Source organism: Achromobacter sp. JUb104, from assembly GCF_024806975.1.
Classification (GTDB): domain Bacteria; phylum Pseudomonadota; class Gammaproteobacteria; order Burkholderiales; family Burkholderiaceae_B; genus Achromobacter; species Achromobacter spanius.
The window spans coordinates 205,112-230,231 of the sequence record NZ_JANUEY010000001.1 but is presented as its reverse complement, the minus strand read 5'-3'; the positions used below and the strand labels follow the sequence as shown (position 1 = coordinate 230,231).

Annotated in this window: 26 protein-coding genes; 9 read left to right on the top strand and 17 right to left on the bottom strand. The window is 60.9% G+C overall.

What is annotated here, in order from left to right; all coding sequences use genetic code 11:
- Window positions 1–5: 5 nt before the first annotated feature.
- On the bottom strand, window positions 6–827 hold the full coding sequence (locus M2361_RS01000) for an IclR family transcriptional regulator (RefSeq protein ID WP_100856821.1): 822 nt from the start codon (window positions 825–827) through the stop codon (window positions 6–8).
- Window positions 828–958: 131 nt separating this feature from the next.
- Here M2361_RS01000 and M2361_RS00995 point away from each other — a divergent pair, with 131 nt between their 5' ends.
- The 8 genes from M2361_RS00995 (at window position 959) to M2361_RS00960 (ending at window position 7,602) form a co-directional block, all read left to right on the top strand.
- Window positions 959–1,966 carry a TRAP transporter substrate-binding protein gene (locus M2361_RS00995; protein WP_404976226.1) on the top strand — a complete coding sequence of 336 codons (1,008 nt, stop codon included), beginning with the start codon at window positions 959–961 and terminating at the stop codon, window positions 1,964–1,966.
- Window positions 1,967–1,985: 19 nt separating this feature from the next.
- Entirely contained in the window at window positions 1,986–2,429 is a 444-nt protein-coding gene (locus M2361_RS00990) for a type II 3-dehydroquinate dehydratase (protein ID WP_259245811.1), read from the top strand.
- A gap of 60 nt (window positions 2,430–2,489) precedes the next feature.
- On the top strand, window positions 2,490–3,056 hold the full coding sequence (locus tag M2361_RS00985) for a TRAP transporter small permease (protein ID WP_404976339.1): 567 nt from the start codon (window positions 2,490–2,492) through the stop codon (window positions 3,054–3,056).
- Window positions 3,053–4,333 carry a TRAP transporter large permease gene (locus tag M2361_RS00980; protein ID WP_259245809.1) on the top strand — a complete coding sequence of 427 codons (1,281 nt, stop codon included), beginning with the start codon at window positions 3,053–3,055 and terminating at the stop codon, window positions 4,331–4,333. Before M2361_RS00985 ends, M2361_RS00980 begins: the two co-directional genes overlap by 4 nt.
- A gap of 74 nt (window positions 4,334–4,407) precedes the next feature.
- Window positions 4,408–5,109: a protocatechuate 3,4-dioxygenase subunit beta gene (gene pcaH / locus M2361_RS00975; protein ID WP_259245808.1), complete on the top strand. Its 702-nt coding sequence runs from the start codon at window positions 4,408–4,410 to the stop codon at window positions 5,107–5,109.
- A 3-nt stretch (window positions 5,110–5,112) separates the two neighbouring features.
- Complete coding sequence (gene pcaG / locus M2361_RS00970; RefSeq protein WP_259245807.1) at window positions 5,113–5,691, top strand: protocatechuate 3,4-dioxygenase subunit alpha; 579 nt, start codon at window positions 5,113–5,115, stop codon at window positions 5,689–5,691.
- 21 nt (window positions 5,692–5,712) lie between these two features.
- The gene (locus M2361_RS00965; protein WP_259245806.1) at window positions 5,713–7,125 is read left to right on the top strand and encodes a 3-carboxy-cis,cis-muconate cycloisomerase; all 1,413 of its coding nucleotides are present in this window, start codon (window positions 5,713–5,715) and stop codon (window positions 7,123–7,125) included.
- Between the two features lie 192 nt (window positions 7,126–7,317).
- Complete coding sequence (locus tag M2361_RS00960) at window positions 7,318–7,602, top strand: type II toxin-antitoxin system HicB family antitoxin (protein WP_259245805.1); 285 nt, start codon at window positions 7,318–7,320, stop codon at window positions 7,600–7,602.
- 262 nt (window positions 7,603–7,864) lie between these two features.
- Here M2361_RS00960 and M2361_RS00950 read toward each other — a convergent pair whose 3' ends face one another.
- The 4 genes from M2361_RS00950 to M2361_RS00935 form a co-directional block, all read right to left on the bottom strand.
- On the bottom strand, window positions 7,865–8,068 hold the full coding sequence (locus tag M2361_RS00950) for a cold-shock protein (protein WP_172616244.1): 204 nt from the start codon (window positions 8,066–8,068) through the stop codon (window positions 7,865–7,867).
- 222 nt (window positions 8,069–8,290) lie between these two features.
- Window positions 8,291–8,629 (bottom strand): DUF6693 family protein, encoded by a 339-nt coding sequence (locus M2361_RS00945; protein WP_100856830.1) that lies wholly within the window; start codon window positions 8,627–8,629, stop codon window positions 8,291–8,293.
- Window positions 8,630–8,766: 137 nt separating this feature from the next.
- Window positions 8,767–8,922, bottom strand: a complete 156-nt coding sequence (locus tag M2361_RS00940) for a hypothetical protein (RefSeq protein ID WP_100856831.1) — start codon at window positions 8,920–8,922, stop codon at window positions 8,767–8,769.
- A gap of 105 nt (window positions 8,923–9,027) precedes the next feature.
- On the bottom strand, window positions 9,028–9,855 hold the full coding sequence (locus M2361_RS00935) for a hypothetical protein (RefSeq protein WP_259245804.1): 828 nt from the start codon (window positions 9,853–9,855) through the stop codon (window positions 9,028–9,030).
- A gap of 220 nt (window positions 9,856–10,075) precedes the next feature.
- Here M2361_RS00935 and M2361_RS00930 point away from each other — a divergent pair, with 220 nt between their 5' ends.
- Complete coding sequence (locus tag M2361_RS00930; protein ID WP_259245803.1) at window positions 10,076–11,026, top strand: nitronate monooxygenase family protein; 951 nt, start codon at window positions 10,076–10,078, stop codon at window positions 11,024–11,026.
- Between the two features lie 170 nt (window positions 11,027–11,196).
- On the opposite strand, the gene M2361_RS00925 is transcribed toward M2361_RS00930, so the two are convergent.
- From M2361_RS00925 to M2361_RS00870, 12 genes are all read right to left on the bottom strand, one after another.
- Window positions 11,197–12,168 carry a tripartite tricarboxylate transporter substrate binding protein gene (locus M2361_RS00925; protein WP_259245802.1) on the bottom strand — a complete coding sequence of 324 codons (972 nt, stop codon included), beginning with the start codon at window positions 12,166–12,168 and terminating at the stop codon, window positions 11,197–11,199.
- Between the two features lie 41 nt (window positions 12,169–12,209).
- Window positions 12,210–13,406 (bottom strand): CaiB/BaiF CoA-transferase family protein, encoded by a 1,197-nt coding sequence (locus M2361_RS00920; protein WP_259245801.1) that lies wholly within the window; start codon window positions 13,404–13,406, stop codon window positions 12,210–12,212.
- Window positions 13,403–14,137, bottom strand: a complete 735-nt coding sequence (locus tag M2361_RS00915) for an enoyl-CoA hydratase/isomerase family protein (RefSeq protein ID WP_259245800.1) — start codon at window positions 14,135–14,137, stop codon at window positions 13,403–13,405. The genes M2361_RS00920 and M2361_RS00915 overlap by 4 nt, the downstream gene beginning before the upstream one ends.
- A 73-nt stretch (window positions 14,138–14,210) precedes the next feature.
- Entirely contained in the window at window positions 14,211–14,738 is a 528-nt protein-coding gene (locus M2361_RS00910; protein ID WP_259245799.1) for a MarR family winged helix-turn-helix transcriptional regulator, read from the bottom strand.
- Between the two features lie 52 nt (window positions 14,739–14,790).
- Window positions 14,791–15,726 (bottom strand): hydroxymethylglutaryl-CoA lyase, encoded by a 936-nt coding sequence (locus M2361_RS00905; RefSeq protein ID WP_259245798.1) that lies wholly within the window; start codon window positions 15,724–15,726, stop codon window positions 14,791–14,793.
- Entirely contained in the window at window positions 15,723–17,342 is a 1,620-nt protein-coding gene (locus M2361_RS00900; RefSeq protein WP_259245796.1) for an AMP-binding protein, read from the bottom strand. The genes M2361_RS00905 and M2361_RS00900 overlap by 4 nt, the downstream gene beginning before the upstream one ends.
- Window positions 17,339–18,100: an enoyl-CoA hydratase/isomerase family protein gene (locus M2361_RS00895; protein WP_259245795.1), complete on the bottom strand. Its 762-nt coding sequence runs from the start codon at window positions 18,098–18,100 to the stop codon at window positions 17,339–17,341. The genes M2361_RS00900 and M2361_RS00895 overlap by 4 nt, the downstream gene beginning before the upstream one ends.
- A gap of 345 nt (window positions 18,101–18,445) precedes the next feature.
- Entirely contained in the window at window positions 18,446–18,988 is a 543-nt protein-coding gene (locus M2361_RS00890; RefSeq protein ID WP_259245794.1) for a hypothetical protein, read from the bottom strand.
- 304 nt (window positions 18,989–19,292) lie between these two features.
- Window positions 19,293–20,060, bottom strand: coding sequence for a DUF6708 domain-containing protein (locus M2361_RS00885; RefSeq protein ID WP_259245793.1), 768 nt, complete (start codon window positions 20,058–20,060; stop codon window positions 19,293–19,295).
- A 324-nt stretch (window positions 20,061–20,384) separates the two neighbouring features.
- The gene (locus M2361_RS00880) at window positions 20,385–21,125 is read right to left on the bottom strand and encodes a DUF6708 domain-containing protein (protein ID WP_259245792.1); all 741 of its coding nucleotides are present in this window, start codon (window positions 21,123–21,125) and stop codon (window positions 20,385–20,387) included.
- A gap of 203 nt (window positions 21,126–21,328) precedes the next feature.
- Window positions 21,329–24,160, bottom strand: coding sequence for a toxin VasX (locus M2361_RS00875; RefSeq protein ID WP_259245791.1), 2,832 nt, complete (start codon window positions 24,158–24,160; stop codon window positions 21,329–21,331).
- A gap of 10 nt (window positions 24,161–24,170) precedes the next feature.
- Complete coding sequence (locus M2361_RS00870) at window positions 24,171–25,103, bottom strand: DUF4123 domain-containing protein (protein WP_259245790.1); 933 nt, start codon at window positions 25,101–25,103, stop codon at window positions 24,171–24,173.
- Window positions 25,104–25,120 lie beyond the last annotated feature (17 nt).

Here is a 25,120-nt window from a genome sequence, read left to right as displayed (position 1 = left end):
GTGACTCACTTCCCCGCGTCGTCGCCGGCGTTACGGCCCTGCATGGGAAAGCGCTTGCGAAACATCGGTGAGGCCAGGCTGGCCAGCGCCAGTTCCTCGGTGGCCGCCAAGAGGTCGGGGCCCAGTTCCACCATGCGCGCTTCGGTCAGGCGCATGGCGGGGCCGGCAATACTCAGCACGCCGATGGCGTCTTCGCCCTTGCGCTGCACGGGCGCAGCCATGGCGGTCATGCCGGGCGCGAACACTTCATTGATCATCGCGTAGCCGCGCTTGCGCGCCGCGTGCAACATCTTGGTCAGGGCGGCAATCGTGGTGGGCGCATTCGGGCCGTATTCCTCCGGCGACCCGAAGCCTTGTCGCGACACCAGGTCCAGCGCCCGTTCATCCGACATCGTCAGCATCCAGGCATGCCCCGACGCGCTGCACGACAGCCTGGCGTCCGATCCCATTTCCGGGTCGTAGCGCAAGCCATGGCGCGCGCCTTGCGCCTTGGCAACCCAGGTCAGCCGTTCGTTATCAACGATGGCCAGGCGCACGAGTTCGCCTGAGATATCCGCCAGGCGGTCAACCAGCGGCTGGGCGATATCAACGATGCCGGTCGCCGCCAGATAGCTCAGGCCAATCGAGGCCACGCGGGCCGTCAACGCGTAGTCGCCATGATCGCGAATCTGCCGGACGTAGCCGCAGCGGCAAAGGTCGGTCAGCAGGCGATGGGCCGCGCTTTGGGGGATCTCAAGTTGCTGCGCCAGCGAGGCTAGCGGCACGCCTTCGGGTCTGGAGGATAAGTACTCCATGACGGCAAGCGCGCGTTCGAGGACTCCGGCCATGTCATCTCAACAAGTAGTGGGGTGATGGATGATAACCCTAGGTGGAAAACTATTCCACTCGGAATTACATTCCACTACCGAGTCGTGAAAGACATCGAGAACATTCCAATAAAACCAGGAAGGAGACAACGATGAAGAACCCCCTTTTCCGTTTGGGTTTGATGGCTGTCCTGTGCACGGCCGCCATGACGGCCACCGCGCAAGACATCCAGGAACGCACGATCCGCTTCGGCCACCTGAACAATACCGATCACCCCGTCAGCGCCGGCGTGCAGAAGTTTGCAGAACTGCTTGCCGCCAAAAGCGGGGGCAAGCTGAAGGTCAAGGAATTCCCGGCCTCGCAGCTTGGCAATGAAATGCAGCAGCAGTCCGGCCTGCAAGGCGGCGTGCAGGAAATGGCGGCCCCCGCGTCGACGTCGCTGGCGGGCATCGTCAAGGAATTCGGGTTGGTTGACCTGCCCTTCTCGGTCACCGACTTCGGCCAGGCCGACGCGCTGCTGGACGGTCCGTTGGGCAGTGCCCTGATCGCCAAGCTGCCCGAGAAAGGCCTGGTTGCGCTGGGCTTCTGGGACTTGGGCTTTCGCAACGTCACCAACTCCAAGCACGCCATCACCAAGCCCGAAGACTTGGCCGGGTTGAAGATCCGCGTCATTCCCAACCCGGTGTTCCTGGACACGTTCAAGGCCTTCAACGCCAACCCGGTGCCCATGCCGTTTGCCGAACTCTACGGCGCGCTGGAAGCCCGGGCGGTGGACGGCCAGGAAAATCCGTACTCGGTGATCCTGTCGAACAAGTTCTACGAAGTGCAGAAGTTCGTCAGTGCGACCAACCACGTCTACGCCGCCAACATCGTGCTGGTCAGCAAGAAGTTCTGGGACAAGCTGTCGCCCACCGAGCAACGCATCATGCAAGAGGCCGCCAACGAGGCGCGCAGCTATCAGCGCAAGGTCAGCCGCGAAGCCGCGCAAAAGGCCGTGGCGGAATTGCAGGCCAAGGGCATCCAATACAACACGATCGAGCCGGCGCAAAAGGTCCGCATGCAGCAGGTCGTGAAACCGGTTGTGGCGCACTTCACCGGCAGCTACGACCCCGCCATCGTCAAGCTCTACAACGACGAACTCGCCCGCATCCGCAAGTAAACGCACCGGCTTATCCATCATGAAGATTCTTGTTTTGCACGGCCCGAACCTCAACCTGTTCGGGCGCCGCGAGCCGCACATCTATGGCACCACCACCCTGGCGGAAATCAACCAGCGCCTGAGCGCGCTGGCCGGTGAACTGGGCGTTGAACTGGCCACCCTGCAATCCAACCACGAGGGTGCGCTGATCGATTTCCTGCACGAGAACATCGACGCGGCGCAAGGCGCGCTGGTGAACCCGGCCGGCCTGACCCAACACGGCGTGCCGCTGCACGACGCCATCAAGGCCATGCCCTTTCCCACGCTGGAAGTGCATATGTCGAACATCGCGGCGCGCGAGGCGTGGCGGGCGCATTCGATCATCTCGCCCGCCGTGCGCGGCACGGTGCAAGGGTTGGGGCCGCATTCCTACCTGACGGCGCTGCGCGGCCTGGTGGATATCGTTCGGGATGCCAAGGCATGACGCGGCGTGCCCCATCTCCGATCCAACTCCGATTCGCGTAGGGGCCGGACCATGGTTTTCATAGACAGATTCATCAGCGCCGTCTGCCGCGTGCTGGAACTGGCCATCGCCCTGCTGCTGGCGGCGATGGTGGTGCTGGTCTTCGGCAACGTGGTGGCGCGCTATGGCTTCAATTCCGGCATCACGCTGTCGGAAGAGCTCTCGCGCTGGATGTTCATCTGGCTGACCTTCCTGGGCGCCGTCATCGCCCTGAAGGAACGCGGCCACCTGGGCATGGACATGATCGTGGCCAAGCTGCCGACGGCGGGCAAGAAGATCTGCCTGGTGGTCGGGCAGATCATCATGCTTTACATCGTGGGGCTGATGTTCGAAGGCAGTTGGAAGCAGGCGGTGATCAACGCCGAGGTCAGCGCGCCCGTCAGCGGTTTGCCGATGGCGATCGTGTACGCGGCGGGCCTGGTGTTCTCGGCCCTGGCCGGCTTGATCATCGCGGTGGATCTCTACCGTGTCTTGACGGGCAAGCTGCGCAACCAGGACCTGATCATGGTCCAGGAATCCGAAGAGGCCGTGCAGCTCAAGCAGATTCTGGACGACGCCAAACATGGCGCCACCGGGAGAAGCGCATGACCATCGCCATTTTTATCGGCTCGCTATTGGGCGTCATGGCCTTGGGCGTGCCCATCGCGTTTGCGCTGCTGGCCAGCGGCGTTGCACTGATGTGGCACCTGGATATTTTCGATTCGCAGATCCTGGCGCAAAACGTCATTGGCGGCGCGGATAGCTTTCCGCTGCTGGCCGTGCCGTTCTTCATGCTGGCCGGCGAAATCATGAACGTGGGCGGGCTGTCGCGGCGCATCGTGGACTTGGCGCTGGCGCTGGTCGGGCACGTCAAGGGCGGGCTGGGCTACGTCACCATCATGGCGGGTTGCCTGCTGTCCGCCTTGTCAGGTTCGGCCGTGGCCGACGCCGCAGCGTTGACCGCGTTGCTGCTGCCCATGATGGTCAGCGCCGGCCACAAGAAACCCACGGCGGGCGGCTTGATCGCGGCCACGGGCGTGATCGGCCCGGTGATACCACCCAGCATCGGCCTGGTCATCTTCGGGGTGGCGGCCAATGTGTCCATTGCCAAGCTGTTCATGGCGGCCATCGTTCCCGGCCTGTTGATCGGCGGCGCCTTGTGGGTGACCTGGGCATGGCTCGTGCGGCGCGAAAAGCTGGTCCCGCCGCCGCGCAAATCGGCACAGGAAATCGGTACGGCGTTTCGCAAGGCGCTGTGGGCGCTGATGCTGCCCGTCATCATCCTGGTGGGTTTGCGGATGGGGGTATTCACGCCGACGGAAGCCGCCGTGGTCGCCGCCACGTATGCCCTGCTGGTGTCGACGCTGGTCTACCGCGAACTGAAGCTCAACCAGTTGTACGCAGTATTCGTTGGCGCCGCGAAAACCAGCGCCATCGTCATGTTCCTGATCGCGGCCGCGATGGTGAGCGCCTGGCTGATCACCGTGGCCGAGCTGCCCGCCAGCATCGTTGAAATGCTGCAACCGTTCATCGATAACAAGGTCCTGCTGATGGCGGCCATCATGGTGCTGGTCATGGTGGTAGGCACCGCCATGGACATGACGCCCACGATCTTGATCCTGACGCCCGTGCTGATGCCCGTGGTGCGCGCGGCCGAGATCGACCCGGTGTATTTCGGCGTGATGTTCATCATCAATTGCTCGATCGGCCTGGTGACGCCGCCCGTGGGCGCCGTGCTCAACGTGGTGGCGGGGGTCGGCAAGATGAAGCTGGGTGATGTCATGCGCGGCGTGGTGCCGTTCATGATCGCGGAGTTCCTGGTCATGTTCCTGATGATCGTCTTCCCCACCTTGGTCATGGTGCCCGCGCGCTGGTTCGGCGGGTAGCGGGTCCGACAGGGTCCGACAGGATTGCGCCGCCGGGGCCGGCCCCGGCGGCACTTAATAGGAGAGTTTCTGCAATGTCCCATCTTGCCCAGTATCGGCGCGCGTTCTGGAACACCCAGCCCGCGTACCGCTTCGACCCATACGGTTCGACCCAACTGCGCTCGCCCAATGAGCCCTTGATCGTCGTTCCGCAAACCTTGTCCGAGATTACCGGCCCCACCTTCGGCGCGGACTTCGTCGCCCAGGGCGACAGCGACCTGACACGCATCGCCCAGGCCGACGCTATCGGCGAACGCATCATCGTGTCGGGCCGCGTGCTGGACGAAAACGGCAGGCCCGTTCCCGATGCCTTGATTGAAATCTGGCAGGCCAACGCCGCCGGCCGCTACCTGCACAAACGCGATCAGCACGATGCGCCGCTGGACCCGAACTTCAGCGGCGAAGGCCGCACCGTCACCGACGCGCAGGGCCGCTATCAATTCAAGACGATCAAGCCGGGCGCCTACCCGTGGGGCAATCACTACAACGGCTGGCGGCCGCAGCATATCCACTTTTCCTTGTTCGGCCGTGCGTATGCCACGCGCCTGGTCACGCAGATGTACTTCCCTGGTGATCCGCTGCTGGAATTCGACCCGATCTTTCAATGCATTCCCGACGCCAAGGCTCGCGCGCGCCTCGTCGCCACGCTTGACTGGGAAACCACCGTGCCTGAATACGCGCTGGGCTACCGATTCGATATTGTGCTGCGCGGCCGCAACGCCACCCCGATGGAGTAACGCATGCTCTACCCCACCACTTCGCAAACCGTCGGCCCCTATTTGCATATCGGCCTGTCTGGACTGAACTGTGCGGACCTGACCGCCGGCCTGACCGCGCTCGACACGCCCCCGGTCATTATTGAAGGGCGCGTTACGGATGGGCAAGGCAAGCCCGTGCCCGACGGCATGATCGAGATCTGGCAAGCCGACGCGCAAGGCGTGTACCAACATCCGGATGATCCGCGCTATTCCGGCGCTGATGCCGCGAAGTCCGGCTTTACAGGCTTTGGCCGCTTGCCGACCGAGCCGGATGGCTCGTTTCGCATCACCACCATCAAGCCAGGGCGCGTTGCCGGCCCCGACGGCACGCTCCAGGCTCCGCACCTGGTTGTGTCGCTGTTCATGCGTGGGCTGCTCAAGCATCTGTCGACGCGGATGTATTTTCCGGACGAAGCTCAAGCCAACGAACAGGACTGGATTTTGCAGCAAGTTCCCGCCGCGCGGCGCGCCACGCTGGTGGCGCAAGCGGGAGACAACGGCACACTGCGCTGGAACGTCAACCTGCAAGGCGCGGGCGAAACCGTTTTCTTTGACATCTGACGTATTTTCCATCGGCACACCATGACGACTCTTTCCAGCCTGACCGAACAGATCTACTGCGATCGCGACATCATGGCGTGCTTCTCGGGCGCGGAGACGATCAGGCGGATGCTGGAGGTTGAAGCGGCCTTGGCCCGCGCCCAGGCACGCTGCGGCGTCATCCCCGCCAGCGCCGCGCGCGGCATTGATGGGGTTTGCCATGACGCCTGCCGTGGCGACGACATCGGTGCCGTCATCGACCTGGACGCCATCGCCACCGCCTCAATCCTGGCCGGCAACATCGCCATTCCCTTCGTCAAGCAACTGACGGCCGCCGTGCATCGTGTCGACCCCGGGGCGGCGCGTTATGTGCATTGGGGCGCCACCAGCCAGGACATCCTGGACACCGCGCTGGTACTGCAACTGCGCCAAGCCATTGCCCAGTTGGATCAAGACTTGAGCGCCGCGCAATCGGCGTGCGCAACATTGACAGGGGCGCATCGCAACACGGTCCTGGTCGGCCGGACGTGGATGCAACACGCGCTTCCCACCACCTTCGGTCTCAAGACGGCGGGCTGGCTGCAAGCCCTGGAACGGGGGCAGCGTCGCTTACGGCAAGACGCGGAACACATGGCGCTGCTGCAATTCGGTGGCGCTGCCGGCACGCTGGCCAGCCTGGGCGCGGCGGCACCCGCCGTCGCGCTAGCCTTTGCCGAAGAGCTGGGTTTGACGCTGCCCGACATGCCTTGGCACACGCATCGCGACCGGCTCGCCGATGTAGCCGCCACGCTGGGCGTGCTGACCGGCACGCTGGGCAAGATTGCCCGCGATGTCTCGCTGATGGCGCAAACCGAAATCGCGGAACTGGCCGAACCCGGCGGCCCGGGTCGCGGCGGCTCTAGCACCATGCCGCACAAACGCAACCCCGTCGCCAGCGCCGCCATCCTGGCCGCCGCGACCCGCGTGCCGCCCCTGGTGTCGACCATGCTGTCCGCGATGGTTCAAGAGCACGAGCGCGCGCTGGGCGGATGGCAGGCCGAATGGGACGTGCTGCCCAGAATCTGCGCCTTGGCAGGCGGCGCGCTGCGCCATCTGGTGGGCATGTTGAACGGCCTGGAAGTCAGCCACGCGAACATGACGCGCAATCTCGACGCCACCCACGGCCTGATTCTGGCCGAGGCATATGCCTTGGCGCTAGGCGCGCGCATCGGCCGTTTGCAGGCGCACGAACTGATCGAACAGGCATCCAAGGAAGCCGTCCGCAGAAACTGCCCGCTGAAAGTCGCCGTGCGGGACACGCTGGCATCGCACGAGGCGACGCGGGAATTGCTGGGTGAGGAAGAACTGGATCGCTTGAGTGATCCGGTGAACTACTTGGGACAAGCGCCTGCGATGTGCGATGAAGTGCTGGCGGCGTGGAAGGCGCGCGAGCAAAAGGGGATGCGGAGAGGCTGACGGGGAGTCTGCGGTGGGAGGGGCCAAGGGAATTGGTCTGAGATTCGGCTTTAAATAAGCGGTCCGATATCCGCGCGCACTGCAGAGCGATTATTGTGTAGGCCATATCAAGGCCTCGAGAATCGCGGCGACAACGCACAGCATCTTCAAGCAAGCTCGCTTGAGGGAAGCGCGATCGGCCAGGAGAACCAAGTGCTCTACCCCATTTACGTACACAAGGAAAAAGGCAGCGTCTACGGCGCTTCTTTTCCAGACTTTCCGGGTTGCCATGCGGCAGCCTTCACGCTGCAAAAGTTGCCTGCCGCAGCGCAAGAAGCCGTTGAGGCCCATTTATTTGGCGAAACCGAGCCGATTGCCACACCCAGCTCCGTTAACGACTGGATGCAGCAGACGGAGTTTCAAGATGGCTTCTGGATGCACGTCGACATTGACCTGTCCACGGTCAACGCCTCACGCCACTCCTGGCCCACAGCCTGACCCATGCGTACCTATCAAGGCTCATGCCATTGCGGCGCGTGCCGCTTCGAAGTTGATCTGGATCTGGATCACGTGCGCAGTTGCAATTGTTCGATCTGCAAGCGGCGACGGGCGGGACGTAGCGTCCGCCATGCCGTCTGAGGCATGAACGCAGCGCGCAAAAAACGTAACGATCAGAAAGCAAAAAGCCGAATCCCATGTTTCAAAGGATTCGGCCCTATCACTGCATCCCATCTGCCTGCTTGCGCAAGCAGCTCAGGAATTAGATCGCTTTGATCATCGTCGCCTGGGGACCTTTCTGTCCTTGGCCGGCGACAAACGACACGCGTTGGTTCTCTTCAAGAGACTTGTGTCCGTCACCCTGGATTTCAGAGTAGTGCGCGAACAGATCTTTACCGCCCAGTTCCGGGGAAATAAAGCCGTAGCCCTTGTCGTTGTTGAACCACTTCACGATGCCAGTTTCTATCTTCAATGTATGTCCTAGATGTACAGGGAAAAAATATTCCCGCGGCCACTATGGGTGATTACCAGGAACAAAGATATCCCTGTTTCGAAATGACACAATTACGCGAGTGAGCTTTCTGCCCTGCTGCGGCCGAAGCGGCGCCTATAGGGCTGTCCGCGCCAAGTCCCTCTGTCATAAAAAAAGCCCGCCTACAGAGGCGGGCTGATTCGCACGGGTTGATCGTCAGATAGTGACGTCCACAACCTTGGTGTGATTCATGCAATGCGCATTGATCTTGTACAGGAAGATGAGGTAGCCGATGCCAAGCGTAACGATCGAGATGATCGCCCAAATGACGATATTGCCGATGATGCTGGCCAAATCGATCGTGCATTCCAGCCGCCCCACGCGGCGACCGGAATCGTCAAGCACCGACGTCCGGCTGATGATGAACCGCTGCATGTAGTACGGGAAGACAAACAGCGCCAGGCCGAGCGTGACGATGCTCAAGAGGATCCAGATAATCCCGTGGCCGATGATATCGCCGACGGTGAGATCCGATTTCAACTTCAATTGCTTCATGGTGTGCCCAGGCCTTTGATGTAAGTTAACGCCGGACGTTTTACCATTTTTTTATAAATGTATCAAAACGCACCGACCGCACCAACCGACATCGTGCTGCATGCCTGGGCAACTTTCGGCCTTTCGTTAAACGCCGCTCAGCAATTTCCCTTCTTGGCCTGTCCAGGCGGGCAGAATCCGCCACCGCCGCCGCCACCGCCATGCGGGTCCACGATCACGGCGCCATCGGGCGTATAGACCGCGCATCCACCAAGCAGGCATGCAACGACGGCCAGGGCACAGAACATCTTCATCTTGAAATCCAGAGGGTTAAGGTCGGCGAAAGTGTATTTCGTGACCTTGCAACCATGCCCCTACTTTTGTAACGATCCGCCCATGCTCCCTGCTTGAACGAACCGTTACGCCGCAACGTCCTGGTTCTGGTCAAGCATCAAGCTCAAGGTATTCAAGAACAGATCAAGGCCCAGAATGCCCAAGCCGATGGTCGACAGCACGGTATTGCCCGCCGCATCCTTGATGACAACCTTCTCGGTCCAGGCGTTCAGGTCGACGTTGCGCAGGCTGGATACCGGCACCTTCTGCCCCTGCACTTCCAGCGCGTCGCGGGTGACAACGATGGGCTGGGTGGTGATGCTCAGGAACTTGCCGCTCATGCGCTTGCGCCAGACCTGTCCCGTGCTGATGTAGTTGAAGGTCACCGCCCCGCCCGATGCCAGGGTCTCAAGAACGACAGGCTGGCGCTCGCGCAGGTAGAGCTCGCGGAACAGCTGCTGGAAATCCATGAAGCCCGACAGGTGCAGACTGATCCAGTTGAAGGATTCTTGCGCGTTGCGGCGATAGGCCAGGTTGGTGGCCAGGCCGCTCATCACGGTCTGCCCGGAACTGAACAGGTACAGATCTTCGATCTCGGCGAAAGGCGTGTATGTCTTCTGCGCGCCGACGATACGGGCCACGCCCTTTTCATAGATCTCATAGCTAGGCTGACGCAACTTCTTCTGCCACACGCTGGCCGCAAGCGCGCCGAGCCCGCAGAAGGCCAGGAAACCGGCGGTGCCGAAGAAAAGTGGGGGATTCTTCTGGGGCACGATGGTGCTCAGGTAGACAACGAAACCGGCAAGTGCCAGGCACGCGATGCCCAGTATTACAAGGAAATAGACAAAGAACTTGCCATGCCGAAAGGTCTTGATCAGTTCGCCTGTCGAGGGCTGAGAGTGCTGCGTTGCCATGTACTGCCACATCCTGTTGTTGAGAGCGGTCCGTTATTAGATGCGGGCGGAGTGCCCGCCAGGGACCGCGCCGGATTGTAAAAGAACCGGCTCACCTGCGCGGGGTTTGCTTATAGATAGGAGTGGCAGGCAGCCAGCGCCACCAAAGCAACCCTCGCACATTAGTTGATTAAATCAACCAATTGCACGAGAATGATTGCTTTCCCACCGAGATGCCATCATGACTTTGCAGACCCCGCTGACCCGTCTTCTGGGTATCCGATATCCCATCATTCAAGCCGGCATGAGCTGGGCATCCTCCAACGCGGAACTGGCGGCTGCTGTCTCGGCCGCCGGCGGCCTGGGCGTGGTGGCCTCCGGACCGATGTACCCGGAGGCGCTGCAAGCCGCGCTGCGCAAGCTTCGCAGCCTGACCGACGCCCCCTACGCGGTGAACATCCCGCTCTACAACAAGCGCGCGCGCGAGCATTTGGATATCGCCATCGCGGAAGGCGCCCCCATCATCATCGCCTCGCAAGGCGGGCCGCGAGAGCACCTGGGCCGCGTGCACGATGCCGGGATGAAATGGCTACAGGTCATTGCCAGCCCGGTCCATGCCGAGAAAGCCCAGGCGGCCGGCGTCGATGGCGTGATCGCGGTCGGGTTGGAGGCTGGCGGGCACCCCGGTCCTGAAGAGATCACCACCCAAGTGCTGCTGCGGGCGACGGTGCAGCGCGTGGACCTTCCGGTGGTTGCAGCCGGCGGCATCGCGGATGGCGCGGGAATTGCCGCCGCGCTTTGCCTGGGTGCGGCCGGCGCGCAACTGGGAACGCGCTTTTTGCTGACACCCGAAGCGGGCGTGCACGCGGCCTATAAAGCGGCCGTGATGGGCGCGAACATCAGCGACACCACCCTGGTTGGCCGCGGGCGCTCACCAGTGCGCATGCTGCGCAACGCCTTTGCCCAGCAGTACCTCACCGCCGAACGCAACGGCAGCGATGAAGAGCTGGACGCCCTGTTTGCCCAAAGCACCTTGAAGCAAGCGGCGCTGGAAGGCAATGTCGAACTGGGTAAAGTCGAAGCCGGGCAAAGCGCCGGGTTGATTGACGATCTGGTACCGGCCGGCGAATTAATGCAGCGTCTGGTGGAAGAAACCTTGGTGGCGATTCGGCGGCTTTCCGCGTTGGGCTGAGCCCCGCGACCGTGGCAAGGTCCAGCGCAGTTGAACTGGGCAAGCACCGACGTCATACACCACGCCGACTCCCGAAGATTGGCTTTATCCAACCATCGGGAGTCCGTTCATTTCACGTCTGAAGTCGTGAGCCACCCGACTTCTTCGGCAAGCCGACTTCTTCAACCGCCCTACTTCTTCAACAAGCCCGCGCCTTCGACCAGCTTGCGCATGGCGACCTGATCCTTCTCCACGAACTGGGTCGCTTCTTGCGGCGTCATGGTCCAGAGCTCGACACCCTGCGCGTCCATCAGCTTGCGATATTCGGCCGACTGGTTCACGGCCTGCACGGCTTTGTTCAATGTCTCCAGCACCTGGGGCGGCGTGCCTTTGGGCGCGGCCAAGCTGTACCACGACGCCGACTCCGCCCCGCTTACCCCCGCTTCCGCCAAGGTGGGCACATCGGGAAACAAGGCCGAGCGCTTGGGGTTGGCATAGGCCAGCGCCTTGAGTTTTCCGCTACGAATGAACTGCACGCTGGCAGCCAGATTCAACACCGCCATGTCGACCTGCCCGCCCACCAGATCATTGATGGCGGGGGCAGCGCCGCTATAGGGAATATGCATGATGTCGACCTTGGCCTGCTGGCGGAACAGCTCGCCGCCCAGATGCGGCGAACTGCCCGGGCCCGCCGACGCGTAGTTGATCTTGCCCGGTTCCTTGCGCGCCAGGGCGATCAGCTCCGGCAAGGTCGACACCGGCATGGATGAACGCACCACCAGCATATTGGGCTGGTTGGCCACGATGCCCACGAAGGCAAAATCCTTGATGCCGTCGTACGGCGTCTGCTGCATCAAGGGCGTCACCACATGCGCGGCCGACGTGCCCAGCAACAAGGTATAGCCATCCGGTTTGGCCCGCGCCACGAAGTTGGCGCCTATGGCAGCCCCACCCCCGGCCTTGTTCTCCACGATAACCGCCTTGCCCAACTGCTTTTCCAGCTCGCGCGCCAACGCCCGCCCCAGCACATCGGCGGGGCCGCCCGCCGCATAAGGATTGACCAGCGTGATCGGCTGACTGGGATAGCTGTCCGCCGCCAGGCTTGCACCGCTGCACAACGCGCTGACGGCCAAGCCGCACAGCAATCGCTTCAAGGTATTCATCTTTGTCTCCTGATCCTCATCGGGATGCTTTTTTTGTATTGCTAGATGGCGCCAAGCTGCCTTAGCGCCGTGATTTCCTCGTGCGACAGCCCCAGCCTTGCGCGCAACACCTCGTCGGTATGCTCGCCCAGCAAAGGAGGCCGTTCGACCTGAGGATCTTCATAACCCTCGAACTTGAAGGGCACCGGCACCGCGCCAAAGCGGCCGATGCGAGGATGCTCATAGCTTGCGACCATGCCGCGCGCGAGCACGTGCTCGTTATTGAGAATTTCGCCAACATCCAGAATCGGCCCGGCCGGCACGCCGGCGGCATCACAACGGCGGCAAAGCTCATCGCGGTCCAGCTTGGCCACCGCGCCCTGCAAGCCGGCCATGACTTCCTCTCGCCGGGCCACGCGCACCGCGTTGCGGGCCAGTTCCTCATCGGCGCTCCATTGAGGGAGGTCCAAGAGGTCGCACAAAGGCTTCCAGTGTTGATCGCTGCCAGTAATCTGCACCCATTTGCCATCGCGGCATTCGAACGCGGCCGACGGCACGCGCCCAGGATGTTCCGTGCCCAGGCGCGGCGGTACTTCACCCAAGGCGAAATAGCGCGCGGCAGCCAGCGACAGCAGGCCGACCTGACCGTCCAGCATGGAGAAATCGACATGGCAGCCGCGCCCGCTACGCTCACGGCCGACCAGGGCCGACAAAATGCCTATCGCCGCCCACAAGCCCGAGGTCAAGTCGGCCACCGGCAAGCCAGGCTTGACCGGCCCGCGACCACGCTCGCCGGTCAAACTCATGATGCCGCCCATGGCCTGGAATACGGTGTCATAGCCTTTACGCGCCGCATACGGCCCGGTCATGCCAAAGCCGGTGCACGAGAAGTAAATCAGGTCGGTGTTGTCGGGCGCGATGTGGGCTTTGTCCAGGCCATAGCGCGCCAGGGTGCCCACCGGAAAGTTCTCGACCACCACGTCAACGTCCTGTGCCAGCCGGCGTATCAAGTCCTGCCCCTCGGGCGTGCGGAAATTAACCGTGATCGATTGCTTGCTGCGATTGAAGGCAAGGTAATAGGCCGACTCATCGCCGCCCTCGCCGTGCACCTTGGGTTCAAATCCGCGCGTCTCGTCGCCGCCTTCGGGTTGTTCGACCTTGATCACCGTGGCGCCCAGTTCGGCCAATATCATCGACGCGAAGGGGCAGGCCAGCACCCGCGACAAGTCCAGGATGGTGACGCCATCAAGCGGCTTCATCGCGCCGCCCCTTGTCGAAAGCCGCGCATGATGATGTTGGCATCCCGGCCCACGCCCAGCGCGTCTTCCAGCGCAAGATCCGCGCAACGATGGAATGCGCGCTTGGTGAGACCCATGGCGGCCGGGTCCCAACCCGCGACACGCTTGGCCAGTTCTAACGCTTGCGGCAAGACGTCGGCGACCGGCACTGCCCGATTCACCAATCCCAAGGCCAGCGCCCGATGGCCGTCGATGGCCTCGGCCATGGCCACCAGCTCGAAAGCCTGCTTGCGGCCCAATTGCCGTACCAGATTGGCCATCACCACTGCGGCCACGATGCCATGACGCAACTCCGGATAGCCAAAGCGCGCGTCCTCGGCCATGACCACCATGTCGCACGCCAGCGCCAGGCCGGCACCGCCGCCCAGCGCATTGCCATGCACGGCGCCGATCACAGGCTTGCTCATCCGCGAGAAAACCAGATGCAGGTCTGTGGTCAGGCTGGCGCGCGCCAGCACGGCCTCGGGATGTTCAGGCGTCAGGGCGGAAAACTCCGTCGTATCCGCGCCTGCGCAAAACGACTTGCCATTGCCGGTCAGCACCACCGCGCGCACCGACTGGTCTTGATCGGCCTCGCGCAGGCTGGTCAGCAAACCGGTCGTCAAGGCGGTGTTCAAGGCATTGTGCTTTTCCGGGCGGTTCAGCCGCAGCACGCGCACCGCGCCCTGATTTTCGATAATCAATTCAACCATGTCTTGACCTCTATTTAATTGATTTAATCAACTTTATGAGCATAAGAAAGCCTGTCACAGACAGGCTGTCGCCTTAGCGCGGCTGTACGCCGCGACCGCGGCGTGTGGGCACTTCGGCCTTCAAGTCATTAAGCATATCCAGCATGTGCAACGTCATCTTGTCCAAGGCGCGCTCCAGCACCTCGCGCTCGTCTTCGCTCAGCACGGCCAGCATTTCCTCGTTACGCTCAATGGCGGCCGGGAATATCTCTTGGTAGAGTTTTTTTCCAGCGCGCGTCAGGTCCAGGCTTACGCCGCGCGCATCCTGGGCGTCGGCGCTGCGCTTGATCAAGCCGCGCTCGATCAGGTCGGACACCGTACGGCTGGCCTGGCTTTTGTCGATATTGGCTTCACGCGCCACTGCGTTCAGAGACATATCGGGCGTGGCACCCAGCAAGGCCAGAATCCGCCACTCACGCGGACCCACGCCATAGCGGCTTTCGTTAAGGCCAGCGGCAATACGGCTGGACACATAGGCCAGCCGATTCAAGCGGTAGGAAAACAGCTCCTTGAGCGTGGCGGGCGTGGCGCGGCGGGGGGAAAGCTTGCTTTTGGTTGCCATGGAATTCTCTTGGAGCGGTTGCGGTGACGAGGGCATGATATACAACCGCCGCTCAAGCACCGGCCTTGATCAGCGGATGGAAGCCGCTGTCGGCCACGCGGCTATGCAGATCGCGCCCCAGCACCTCGCGGCAGCGCTGCGACACGGCGGCCAGCCCGTCCAGGTCCAGACCGGTGCGCACGCCCATGGATTCAAACAGACTGACCAGGTCTTCAGTCGCCACATTGCCGGTATGGCCGCCGCCATATTTGACCTTGGCCGGATGGCCGCCCACGCCGCCGACGGCGCAATCAAACCAGCGAACACCGGCGTCCAAGGCGGCCACGTAATTCACCAGGCCGGTTGCGCGGGTGTCATGGAAATGGGCCACCAGCGTGAGCTGCGGCAATTCACGTTGCAACGCGCCATACAGCTCGCGCACCGCTTGCGGCGTGGCCATGCCGGTGGTGTCGCCCAAGGTGACGATGTCCACACCCAGCGCCGCATAGCGCTCGGCGTCGCGCAGCACGCTATCGGCCGATACCGCGCCCTCGAAGGGGCAACCAAACGCCACCGAGATCGTGCCTATCATGCGGAAATGGCCCCGGCCCAGGCTGGCCATCTCGGCGATATTGCCCCATTGGTCAGCGCGGCTGCGCTTCAGATTGCGCTCGGAGTGCGACTCGCTGGCCGAGACCAGCAGGCTGATCTCATTGGCGCCGTGCCCCAGCTCCAGATCGGCCAGCGCCCGCTGCACGGCGCGCGCATTGGCGCAGGTCGCCTTGTACCAGACGCCGTCCCGACGCGGCAGCGCCGCCAGCATGTCGCTCGCATCGGCAAACTGCGGCACCACCTTGGGATTGGAATACGAGGTGGCCTCTACCCGCTCAAAACCCAACGCCGCAAACGCGTCGACCAATTCGATCTTGATGTCGGTCGCAATGAAATCCGGCTCATGCTGCAAGCCATCACGGGCAAAACACTCGCACAGCACCACATCGCGCGTCATGCTTTTTCCTCCAGGCCAAACAGGCGGATCGCGTGGGCGCGCAACTTTATCTTCTGCACCTTGGAGCTACCTGTCATGCCTATGTTTTCGAAGGTATCGACGATTTCCATATAGCGCGGCACCTTGAAATTGGCGCAACGGCTTTTGCACCAGGCGATCAACTCGGCAGTCTCGGCCTGCTGGTCTTCGCGCAAGAGCACAAAGGCGGCCGGCACTTCGCCCAGACGAACATCGGGCACCCCCACTACCTGGGCCATGCGCACGGCAGGATGACCATGCAAAACCTCTTCGACCTCGGCCGGTGCCACGTTCTCTCCGCCAACCCGGAACATATCCTTCAGCCGCCCCACCATGCGCAAGCGCCCATCGGCATTCATCTCGCCCAGGTCGCCCGTGCTGAGCCAGCCATCCTCGCTCAACGCGCGTGCGGTGGCCTCGGGCATCTTGTAATAGCCCTTCATCACGCTCCAGCCACGGGCCTGGATCTCACCCTGCCCGCCGGGAGCGACCACCGCGCCGGTTGCCGGATCGATCAGACGGATTTCCATGCCGGGATGCGGCAAGGCCCACCCGTGGGCGCGCAATGAAAACTCGTCGTTCCAGGCCGACATGACGATATTGGGTGAGGCTTCGGATTGCCCATAGGCGTTGCACACCGAGGGCACGCCCATCACATCGCGAATCTTCTGCATTACCTCGGGGCCAGCGGCGGCCCAACCGCCACGCAGATGAATCCGCTGGCGATCAAAATCGGGATGGCCCATCAGCATCAAAAAGATGGTGTCGTTGCCGGAGGTAAGCGTGCAGCGCTCCTCATCCAACATGCGCAAGGTCTCGCCCACATCGAAATTCGGCAAGGTCAGCAGACAGCACCCGGTCACCAGACTGACCAGAATGGACAGCGTGGTGCCGGCCACGTGGAAATAAGGCCGGATACTGAAATAGCGGTCTTCCGGCCGCACGCCCATGCGCTGCGCCACGGCTGCGGCATTGCCCAGCATATTGGCGTGGCTGAGCATGACACCCTTGGGGAACGAAGTCGTGCCCGAGGTGTATTGGATCAAAAGCACATCATCACTGCTGACGGCGTGCATGGCTGCATCAAAGCCTGCCGCGTCGGCACGATCCGCGCCTTCGATAAAGTCTGCCCACGAGGTCGTGCCCGGCAGGCTGCGATCACCCAGCACCACTACTTTTTCCAATACCGGCAGCGCCACGCCGGGCAGACGCTGCGTCAGGGCCGGCTCTACCCGTTGCAGCAGATCCAGAAAGTCTATGCCCAGAAAGGTGTCGGCCGTCAGCAGCAGCTTGACGTCAGCCTGTTGCAGGCAGAAGGCCAGCTCTTCCGTCTTGAACCGGGTATTGACCGGCACCGTCACCGCGCCGATCAAGGCGCAGGCGTAGAACAGTTGCAACCAGTCGCCACCATTACCAAGAAAGATGCCGACATGGTCGCCACGGCGCACACCGGCCGCATACAGCGCCCGCGCACGTAGCCGGGCGCCGGCTGCCAGCTCATTCCAGTTCAACCGTCCCCCCGGGGCCACAAAAGCCTCTTCGGGGCCACGTGCCGCCACCGTCTGCGCCAAACAGGCAGCCAGAGTCATTGCCTTCATGCCTGCGGCTCCTTGCCAAAGCCGGCTATGGCGCCTTGCCAATCCGTGCCACGCAGGTTTTCTTCAATGGCCAACAGTTCAATGGCCATCGCGCCTTCGCGCGTGGTGGCCAGGCCTTGATCAATGCTGCGTTTGGTCAGACGCATGGTCAAAGGCTGGGCACGGGCCATGGCGGCCGCCATGGCTTGCGCCTCCTGGCGCAGCGCATCGGGCGCATACACATGGTTGACCAGACCGATCTCGCGCGCTTCGTCGGCGTCGAAGCGGCGGCCGGTAAACAACAGCTCTTTGGCCATGCGAGCGCCAGCAATACGCGGCAAACGCTGCGTTGCGCCGACCGTGCCCCACCCCACTTCGGGATAGCAGAACACGGCCTCGGTGGAGGCCAGCACGAAGTCGCAGGCGCCGGCGATTTCGCAACCCGAACCAAAGGCCGGACCATGGACCACCGCCACCACGGGTTGCGGCAGACGCTCAATGGCGGCATAGGCGGCAAAGCCCTGAACGCGGCGCGCCGTCATCTCCTGATGGTTCATGGTTTTGCGTTCCTTGAGATCGGCGCCAGCGCAAAAGGCCGGGCCGTTGCCCGTGATCAGCGCCACGTGCACGCCGGGGTCCGCCGCAATCGCCTCCATGACCTGCACCAGCTCCGCGCACATCTGCGAACTGAGCGCGTTACGGCTATCGGGCCGGTTCAATGTCACCGTGGCAACACGGTCCCGCACCTCAAGCAGAATCGTGTGATAAGTCGGGGTCATGCCTGCTCCTGAATGTTCGGTTCTTGTCGCCGCAAGACGCCGCGGCCATGGATCGACTATATGCCTTTTAGTTGATTTAATCCACTATTTATTCGAGCGCTGTTACGTCCTCGGCCTGACCGGATATACCGTTCTTTTCTGCAATGTTGGGCCTGGAGACCTTGGCCCCGAATACGCCCCTGGCTTCAGGCGGTCGGTGCAACATTCGCCCAGCGCCTCAGCTGGAGTCGTGAACCCCAAGGTCTTTCCGAGACGGACGTTTAGCTTGGCGGCGGCTTCGTCGAGGTTGCGCTGCGCATAGCTTGCCAAGCCTGGGCATGGCGGAACGTTCGCTGGGTTAGCAGATCATTTCGCCTTCGCGCGCACGGCGTTGCAATCGAGTTCCAGCACGATTTTTCCCGTCCCCTTTTCAGTCACCTTGGACGCCAACTGGAGGTCTTTAGGGTTGCCGCGATCTTTGCAGGCTTCGTATGCGTAGCCTTCCGCCAACGCGAGATTTGCCCCAGGATCGGAACCGTGCCCGTGCATCCATCTACCGAAGGGATCCTTCCTGGAAACCTGGTAGGTCGTAGCACTGGAAGATGCGACTGCCTGAGGCTGGCCCTTCTTTTTCTTGGCGCGCTCCGCGTCGCAGTCCAGTTCCAGGAGCACCTTTCCCGTGGCCTTTTCCGTCACTTTCGCCGCACGGTTCCAAAGTTTGGGGTTGCCGCGATCCAGGCAAGCGCGTTGCGCGGCTCCTTCAGCAGCGTAAAGCTCCGTACCCGGTTGATTCGCCGCAGGGCCTTTCCACACGCCCGCAGGATCCTGCCAGGTGGCGATGTATTGAGCTGCAACCGGACTCGTCAGCATCATCCCCATGATGCCCGCCCCGCATAGCCATCTCTTCATGACGATCCCCTCGGTTCTTTTTTCGAACGAATAGGGTAGTCGCGGAAGCGGTCTAAGTAACTCCACCGAAAAGGGCAATCCCTACGGTAATGCCACCACCTTCACCTACACCGAGCGATTGAGCCGAGTGCATCAGGTGTTTGAGGACGCGATGTGCCAGGGTTTAAGGCTTGCGGACAATGGCGGCGCTTAAGGCGTGTTCGCCGGGCGCTTACCATTCAGCAACGCTGACACAAGCGAAACGCGGCCGCGATACGCAAGCGCGGCGGAGTCCGCCCTCGTTCATCCCACAGTGGCCATGTGCTCAAGAATCAATGCGCTCCCCGTTCACACGAATCACTGGCCTGCGCTTCTCGTCGAAGCCGCACAGCCTATCGATTTCCTTTGGGAACTGTGTGTACGGCACGTTGTACTGGATGAAGGCTTCAACGCTGTCCGGAAATGCGTTGATGAGCAACCAGCCCAGCCAGAGCGGAATGGTGAGGGGGGCTTTGAACATTCCATAGGGCTTCGCCAGTCGGCGTCGCAGGCCTGCATACCAGTCTCGGTAGGGTTGTTGGGTCTCTCGCCATCGGCTCTGTCGTGGTGGCAGCGGTGCAGGCTTGGGCAGCCCTTCTGGGCCTCGTTCCATGAAGGCTTGCAAATAGGACCAGAGGGCCTTGGCCGAACGGTCGCCGTCAAACAGGCCGAGATTGCCGCATGCCGCACAGATTTCTGTCGGCGGGTCCATGCTGTAGTCCACGCCAAAAAGGTACAGCGGGTGCCGGCTGGTGTAGCCACTTGCAGACACAATGGGTACGTACCCTGCCACGGCTTCGAGTTGGTCCCAGTCAAGTACGTGCAGACGCTTCTGGCGCGGATAGATGAAGTAGAGTTTGCGGGTGCCTCGGTGAATGCGAATAAAGGCGCCACGGCTTCGATGAGCACCGCTGGCTAGATAAAAAATGAACGCAATACCTGGTGCAGCTGGAGACCAGGCGACCAAAATTAATATGAACTCAACGTCAACGTTTTCTGGTCCAACAGCGAACAAGCTAGCTAGAAATGTAGCGATGCTCAGAATGACGGACATGCCGATAAAACTTGCTGTTCCGCTTTGCGTGAAGTTTGCATAAGTTTCAAGTTCGACACATCGGTCGTTAACCCGTCGCACCCCATCGGGTTGAGGGGGTTCTCCCGTGGGCCGATTTCGATACAGAGGCGTTCCACCAAAGCGCAAGCTGTGTGGTAGACGTTTAGTCGCGGACATTATTTGGTGCTCCAACGGGTTCTAGCTTGGCAGAAGCAATCGGATCCGAGAACCAGCCACTTGATGTGAACACCAATGGCGTCGGCGCGTCCGGGTGTAGCAATGCCAACCCAGATAACAGTCGTTCATTGAATAGTGGGCATGTGCTCACGAATCAATGCGCTCCCCGTTCACACGAATCACTGGCCTGCGCTTCTCGTCAAAGCCGCACAACCTATCGATTTCCTTTGGGAACTGCGTGTACGGCACGTTGTACTGGATGAAGGCCTCGACGCTGTCCGGAAATGCGTTGATGAGCAACCAGCCCAGCCAGAGCGGAATGGTGAGGGGGGCTTTGAACATTCCATAGGGCTTCGCCAGTAGGCGTCGCAGGCCTGCATACCAGTCTCGGTAGGGTTGTTGGGTCTCCCGCCATCGGCTCTGTCGTGGTGGCAACGGCGGGGGTTTGGGCAGGCCTTCTGGGCCTCGTTCCATGAAGACTTGCAAATAGGCCCAAAGGCTCTTGGCCGATCGGTCACCGTCAAACAGGCCGAGATTGCCGCATGCGGCGCAGATTTCTGTCGGCGGATCCATGCTGTAGTCCACGCCAAAAAGGTACAGCGGGTGTCGGCTCGCGTAGCCACTTGCAGACACAATGGGAACGTACCCTGCCAAGGCTTCGAGTTGGTCCCAATCAAGTACGTGCAGACGCTTCTGGCGCGGGTAGATGAAGTAGAGTTTGCGGGTGCCTCGGTGGAGGCGAATATACGCACCGCGATTTCGATGGGCACCGCTAGCGAAGTAGAAAAGTAGCGCTATTGTTAACGTGACTAGCACCCCGAGAAGCATGTTGCCGGCGATGCGGTAGGTCATATTCTCCACGCCAGCTACCACCAGAAGCAGCAGCATAGTGGCAACAGCCACAACGAACGATGCGCCTATGTAACCAGCCACTCCACGCTGAGTGAAATTAGCGAAAGTGTCGAGTTCTACACACTGTTCGCTCACCCGTCTTACGCCATCGGGTTGAGGCGATTCCCCGGTTGGTTGACCTCTATAGAGTAGCGTTCCACCTAAGCGCAGGCTGTTAGGTAGACGTTTTATCTCTGACATTATTCCGGAGCCCCAACGGGTTCGAGCTTGGCTGAATCAATCGGATCAGTGAACCAGCCGCTTGATGTGAAAACCAATGGCGTCGGCGCGTCGGGTTGAAGCAATGCCAACCCAGGTTGTTGTTCCGGATCTGGAAAGTACAGATACTCCAATGCCACTTGGGTGTCCTCATGCATTTGAATCACCCAGCCACATTCTTTGCCGGTTCCGCCTAACGGGGTGACCAAGCATTCACGGTGATAGTCGATGGGGTTGGTGCCCGGGGCATACGCAATAGGCCCGTTCACTTGCGCAAGTTTGTCACCCCGGAGGGTTAAGGCCAGCTTGGTTTGAAATCTCTCCCCAGGCATGTCGTTGATACCGGGCAACTGGCAACTGATGCGAAGGGTTCCCACCGAATACCCAAGGGATTTATCCCATTCCGTAGTCAGCCTTGGGCGATAGTACAAACTATGGACGGCATCCAACTCCTCGCGATTGGTGTAATGACGACTGTCCACTCCCCAAGCACTGTGTTTGAGCCAAATTTCGACTGGACCGTGTTTGGCCATATCAGCGCCGAACGCAAACCCAATGACAAGTACGACGGCGATACCTGCAACAACTGCCCATCCAAACGGAGTGAGGCCAAGCACTGCAACGGCAGCCCCTTCCCCTAAAATGGTCGCGGCTGTAGCTGTTCCTCCCGCCCACGCGGCGAATGCCAGCACGCCACCAGCGATGGCGGAGCCCATCAACATTCCGCCTTGTTCCGGATTACTTTCGCCGAATGCGTTCGCGGCTCTGATAGCGTCTGCAACGGCAGCAATACCAGCCCCCCCTGCGCCGAAGAATGCTACGCCTCGTTTGGCTGCAAGGACCTTTGCACTATTCGCTATGGCGGTGCTACCGCGTGATTCAGCTTTGATAACTGTGGCCATCGCATTCAATTCGATAGCCGCACCAACAAGCGCACTGCTGGCACCCAACAAGCTGAAGATGTTTTCAGCTTTGGATAAATGCAAGCGTGCTTGCTTCATTGCGGCGGCCATTCCTTTCAACGCAAGAAAGCCGCCTAGGCCGGTAAAAAAATGTCCACCCGGCCCTCGCAGTCGATCCAGCATATTGATGAAAAGATTACCTTCCATGTGTATAGCCCGAGGCGCAGGCAATGCAGCCCGATCAGCCGGCGCCTCATCAAGCTCTCGGTATGTGGTTTCAGCAATCTTGACCCAGTCGTACACCAAAACACGAGTAAGCACGTCGGTCTGATTGACTTTCGGAGACGGCATTTTCCAGCCCTGCGAGCGCTCGCCACCTAGCGTTTGATAGCCCTGGAATTCATAGGCGGCGCGCTGCAAATCCACCAAACTTACGTCGTATACAACGATGGTTGCGTTGGCTCGGATCTCCATCACGTGTCGCAGACGCCGTACCAATACGTCCGCTTGCTTGGCTTGCGGTAGCACCTGCAGCAATCCAATCAGCGCGTTGGTGGCGGGAGTGATGACGTGCTCTTCCATAAACTTGTCCATGACTTCGAACATGTTCTTGGCGATATAACCCGTACTGGACTTCAACCGGCCCAACAGGATTTCGCTGCCATTGGCAAGTGCGAGCCAATAGGGGCTCTTGTCTGCGGGCTTGGCGATCAAGTCACCTAGGACTTGCGCCCCGTCCTGGGTATGAACCAAGCCGCCAAAGCACTGGAAGACTGCATTCTCATAGTCGCGTGCGTTGTGGATCACGCGAAGATCAAAGCACCTCAGTGCTTTGCCCAACAGCTTCTCTTGGTCGATGAGCCGCACCCAGGCGATGCAATCGTTCACCGCCGTGGCAATGGCTTTCTCAAACTCTTTGATCTTCTTGGAGTAGGTATCGGGAAACGAGATTGCCCCGGCATAGTTCACAAGACCGCGCTGTTTGGCCAGGATCTTGGCCAGTTCAGGGGAACTGGCCGTTTGCTTCGTCATCGCTTCGAAATAGTTGGCGATGAGGGTTCCGCTCTGCAACTTATGTGCATTCCGACCTGCATATTTTGTCTTGATCGCAACGGCATCGGTGACCAGGTAGTGAAGTTCGCTTGCGATGCCGATGGGATCTGGCAATGCCACTGCCAGCGGAGTGACGTCCATACGTGGGCGCAGTTCGATGTACATGTTGCCCAGTATGTTGTTGTGGTTAGGTGCCGTGGCTGAGAACCGAATCTCGCTCCAGCCGTAGTGCATGGGAGTGCCGTACACGGCAGGTGCAACGAGCTCAGGGGCGGCATTGCCAAGCAGCGCGGCATTGAAGGCATGCTTCTGCTTATCCCCCCCAGCAGGCTTGATCTTGACGGCCAGCGCATCCCGCAGCCCGTCCTTGTTCGTTTCGATATCCCAAAGAGTGCGATGCGTCAGCAACGTTTCACTCACCATCAGATAGACGCTTTCTGCGGTTTTGCTATCTGGGGCTGATAGGAAGGACTTGGCGCCCACGGTGTCGGGGCGAGCATGCCGACCTGGGGTAGCGTCGGTTTCATCGGCACGGCTCCACCAGATACGAGCAAATCGTACGTCCTCGGTAACTTGATAGTGCTGCGTCCACATGCGGCCATTCTCGAAATAGCAGAGGTAGACGTAGGTGCCTGGACGCAGCACGCGCAGGCCGTAGGCCTTGCCTGATGCGAGCGCGGGATAGCCCTTGGTATCAAGGGTGGGGAATACGTCTTTATCTAGCGCACTATCCGCGATGCCGTAGCGTAATGGGTAGACAGGAATGCACCGATGACACGGTGGTGCCGAGATAGCTTTACCCAGCTGTTTTTCATTGGGGCGGTCCGGGCCTAGCGCTATTTTGTAAGTCGTCGTCATGCATCTTCCCTCACGACATCGTGGAAGCAGTAGCCGCCAGCCGCGCTTCGGCGTCAGTCAAGCGCTGTTTCCCCTGCACGTGTCGATTGACCAAGATGTCGCGCAACGCGACGTCCTTGGTAAAGCTCTCCTGTGCATAGCGAAAGCGCAGCTCCAGGTAGTGGCGAACGTCGCGTTCCGTGACTAGCCCCAGTTGATCGGTAGCCTCACTGGTGAAGAGATTTAGATGCCGCCAGAGCACGGATTCATTTTCTGGGCGGCCGTACGCCGGAAAACGTTGACGAACGTCGCGTGCACAGTCGCGCATGAACCACGCGAGGCTGGCTTGGCCAAGCGCGGCCTCATCGTTCGCTGTCAAAGCGATGGGGCTTTCCGTTATCCACGAAGTAAGAGCGGCTTCCGGAGCATCGGCACACAGCCACTCGCCCGACAACACATCACCTGCATGCCAGACAAAGCGCTGAATAGGGCCGAAAAGCTGAGATAGACGATCCGCCGGCAGCCCTTCACAGAGTTCTTCAAGGGCGCGCGCGGCATGGAGACTGAAAGCGATCGGAAAACCATCAGATCCCAGCAGTTGGTGCAGGTGCTGGAGGTGAGCCACGAGCATGGCTTCGTCGTCAGGGCCTAGCAGGATCAAGCCCGCCTGCTGGCCAAGCCAGTGGTCGAGCGCGAAGGTAAAGAGCGGCTCGTCCAGCGGTACCAGCAAAGGCCCGTCGCGATAGCCTGGAGAAGCGTATTCCCAGGGGGTGTCGCGCCACACCCAACGATAGTCAAAACGCTTGCTTATCTTCAGCAGGTCTTGTTCAAGTGTTTCGCTGTGTGCTCCGCTCAGCCAAAGCCAAGGCCGTGCGCCCTGTTGCAGCGTGGCCCAGTCCATGAGAGGAAGAGTGTTCACCACTTGACGCGACCCCTTGGATTGATCGGACGTGGTGTCCTTCATGCCGTTTCCGTATGGCC

What these genes read in the sequence shown, in the direction of transcription:
- M2361_RS01000 (WP_100856821.1), bottom strand. Translation starts at nt 827, where the DNA reads ATGGCCGGAGTCCTCGAACGCGCGCTTGCCGTCATGGAGTACTTATCC.
- M2361_RS00995 (WP_404976226.1), top strand. Translation starts at nt 959, where the DNA reads ATGAAGAACCCCCTTTTCCGTTTGGGTTTGATGGCTGTCCTGTGCACG.
- M2361_RS00990 (WP_259245811.1), top strand. Translation starts at nt 1,986, where the DNA reads ATGAAGATTCTTGTTTTGCACGGCCCGAACCTCAACCTGTTCGGGCGC.
- M2361_RS00980 (WP_259245809.1), top strand. Translation starts at nt 3,053, where the DNA reads ATGACCATCGCCATTTTTATCGGCTCGCTATTGGGCGTCATGGCCTTG.
- pcaH (WP_259245808.1), top strand. Translation starts at nt 4,408, where the DNA reads ATGTCCCATCTTGCCCAGTATCGGCGCGCGTTCTGGAACACCCAGCCC.
- pcaG (WP_259245807.1), top strand. Translation starts at nt 5,113, where the DNA reads ATGCTCTACCCCACCACTTCGCAAACCGTCGGCCCCTATTTGCATATC.
- M2361_RS00965 (WP_259245806.1), top strand. Translation starts at nt 5,713, where the DNA reads ATGACGACTCTTTCCAGCCTGACCGAACAGATCTACTGCGATCGCGAC.
- M2361_RS00945 (WP_100856830.1), bottom strand. Translation starts at nt 8,629, where the DNA reads ATGAAGCAATTGAAGTTGAAATCGGATCTCACCGTCGGCGATATCATC.
- M2361_RS00940 (WP_100856831.1), bottom strand. Translation starts at nt 8,922, where the DNA reads ATGAAGATGTTCTGTGCCCTGGCCGTCGTTGCATGCCTGCTTGGTGGA.
- M2361_RS00935 (WP_259245804.1), bottom strand. Translation starts at nt 9,855, where the DNA reads ATGGCAACGCAGCACTCTCAGCCCTCGACAGGCGAACTGATCAAGACC.
- M2361_RS00930 (WP_259245803.1), top strand. Translation starts at nt 10,076, where the DNA reads ATGACTTTGCAGACCCCGCTGACCCGTCTTCTGGGTATCCGATATCCC.
- M2361_RS00925 (WP_259245802.1), bottom strand. Translation starts at nt 12,168, where the DNA reads ATGAATACCTTGAAGCGATTGCTGTGCGGCTTGGCCGTCAGCGCGTTG.
- M2361_RS00920 (WP_259245801.1), bottom strand. Translation starts at nt 13,406, where the DNA reads ATGAAGCCGCTTGATGGCGTCACCATCCTGGACTTGTCGCGGGTGCTG.
- M2361_RS00915 (WP_259245800.1), bottom strand. Translation starts at nt 14,137, where the DNA reads ATGGTTGAATTGATTATCGAAAATCAGGGCGCGGTGCGCGTGCTGCGG.
- M2361_RS00910 (WP_259245799.1), bottom strand. Translation starts at nt 14,738, where the DNA reads ATGGCAACCAAAAGCAAGCTTTCCCCCCGCCGCGCCACGCCCGCCACG.
- M2361_RS00905 (WP_259245798.1), bottom strand. Translation starts at nt 15,726, where the DNA reads ATGACGCGCGATGTGGTGCTGTGCGAGTGTTTTGCCCGTGATGGCTTG.
- M2361_RS00900 (WP_259245796.1), bottom strand. Translation starts at nt 17,342, where the DNA reads ATGAAGGCAATGACTCTGGCTGCCTGTTTGGCGCAGACGGTGGCGGCA.
- M2361_RS00895 (WP_259245795.1), bottom strand. Translation starts at nt 18,100, where the DNA reads ATGACCCCGACTTATCACACGATTCTGCTTGAGGTGCGGGACCGTGTT.
- M2361_RS00890 (WP_259245794.1), bottom strand. Translation starts at nt 18,988, where the DNA reads ATGAAGAGATGGCTATGCGGGGCGGGCATCATGGGGATGATGCTGACG.
- M2361_RS00885 (WP_259245793.1), bottom strand. Translation starts at nt 20,060, where the DNA reads ATGTCCGTCATTCTGAGCATCGCTACATTTCTAGCTAGCTTGTTCGCT.
- M2361_RS00880 (WP_259245792.1), bottom strand. Translation starts at nt 21,125, where the DNA reads ATGCTGCTGCTTCTGGTGGTAGCTGGCGTGGAGAATATGACCTACCGC.
- M2361_RS00875 (WP_259245791.1), bottom strand. Translation starts at nt 24,160, where the DNA reads ATGACGACGACTTACAAAATAGCGCTAGGCCCGGACCGCCCCAATGAA.
- M2361_RS00870 (WP_259245790.1), bottom strand. Translation starts at nt 25,103, where the DNA reads ATGAAGGACACCACGTCCGATCAATCCAAGGGGTCGCGTCAAGTGGTG.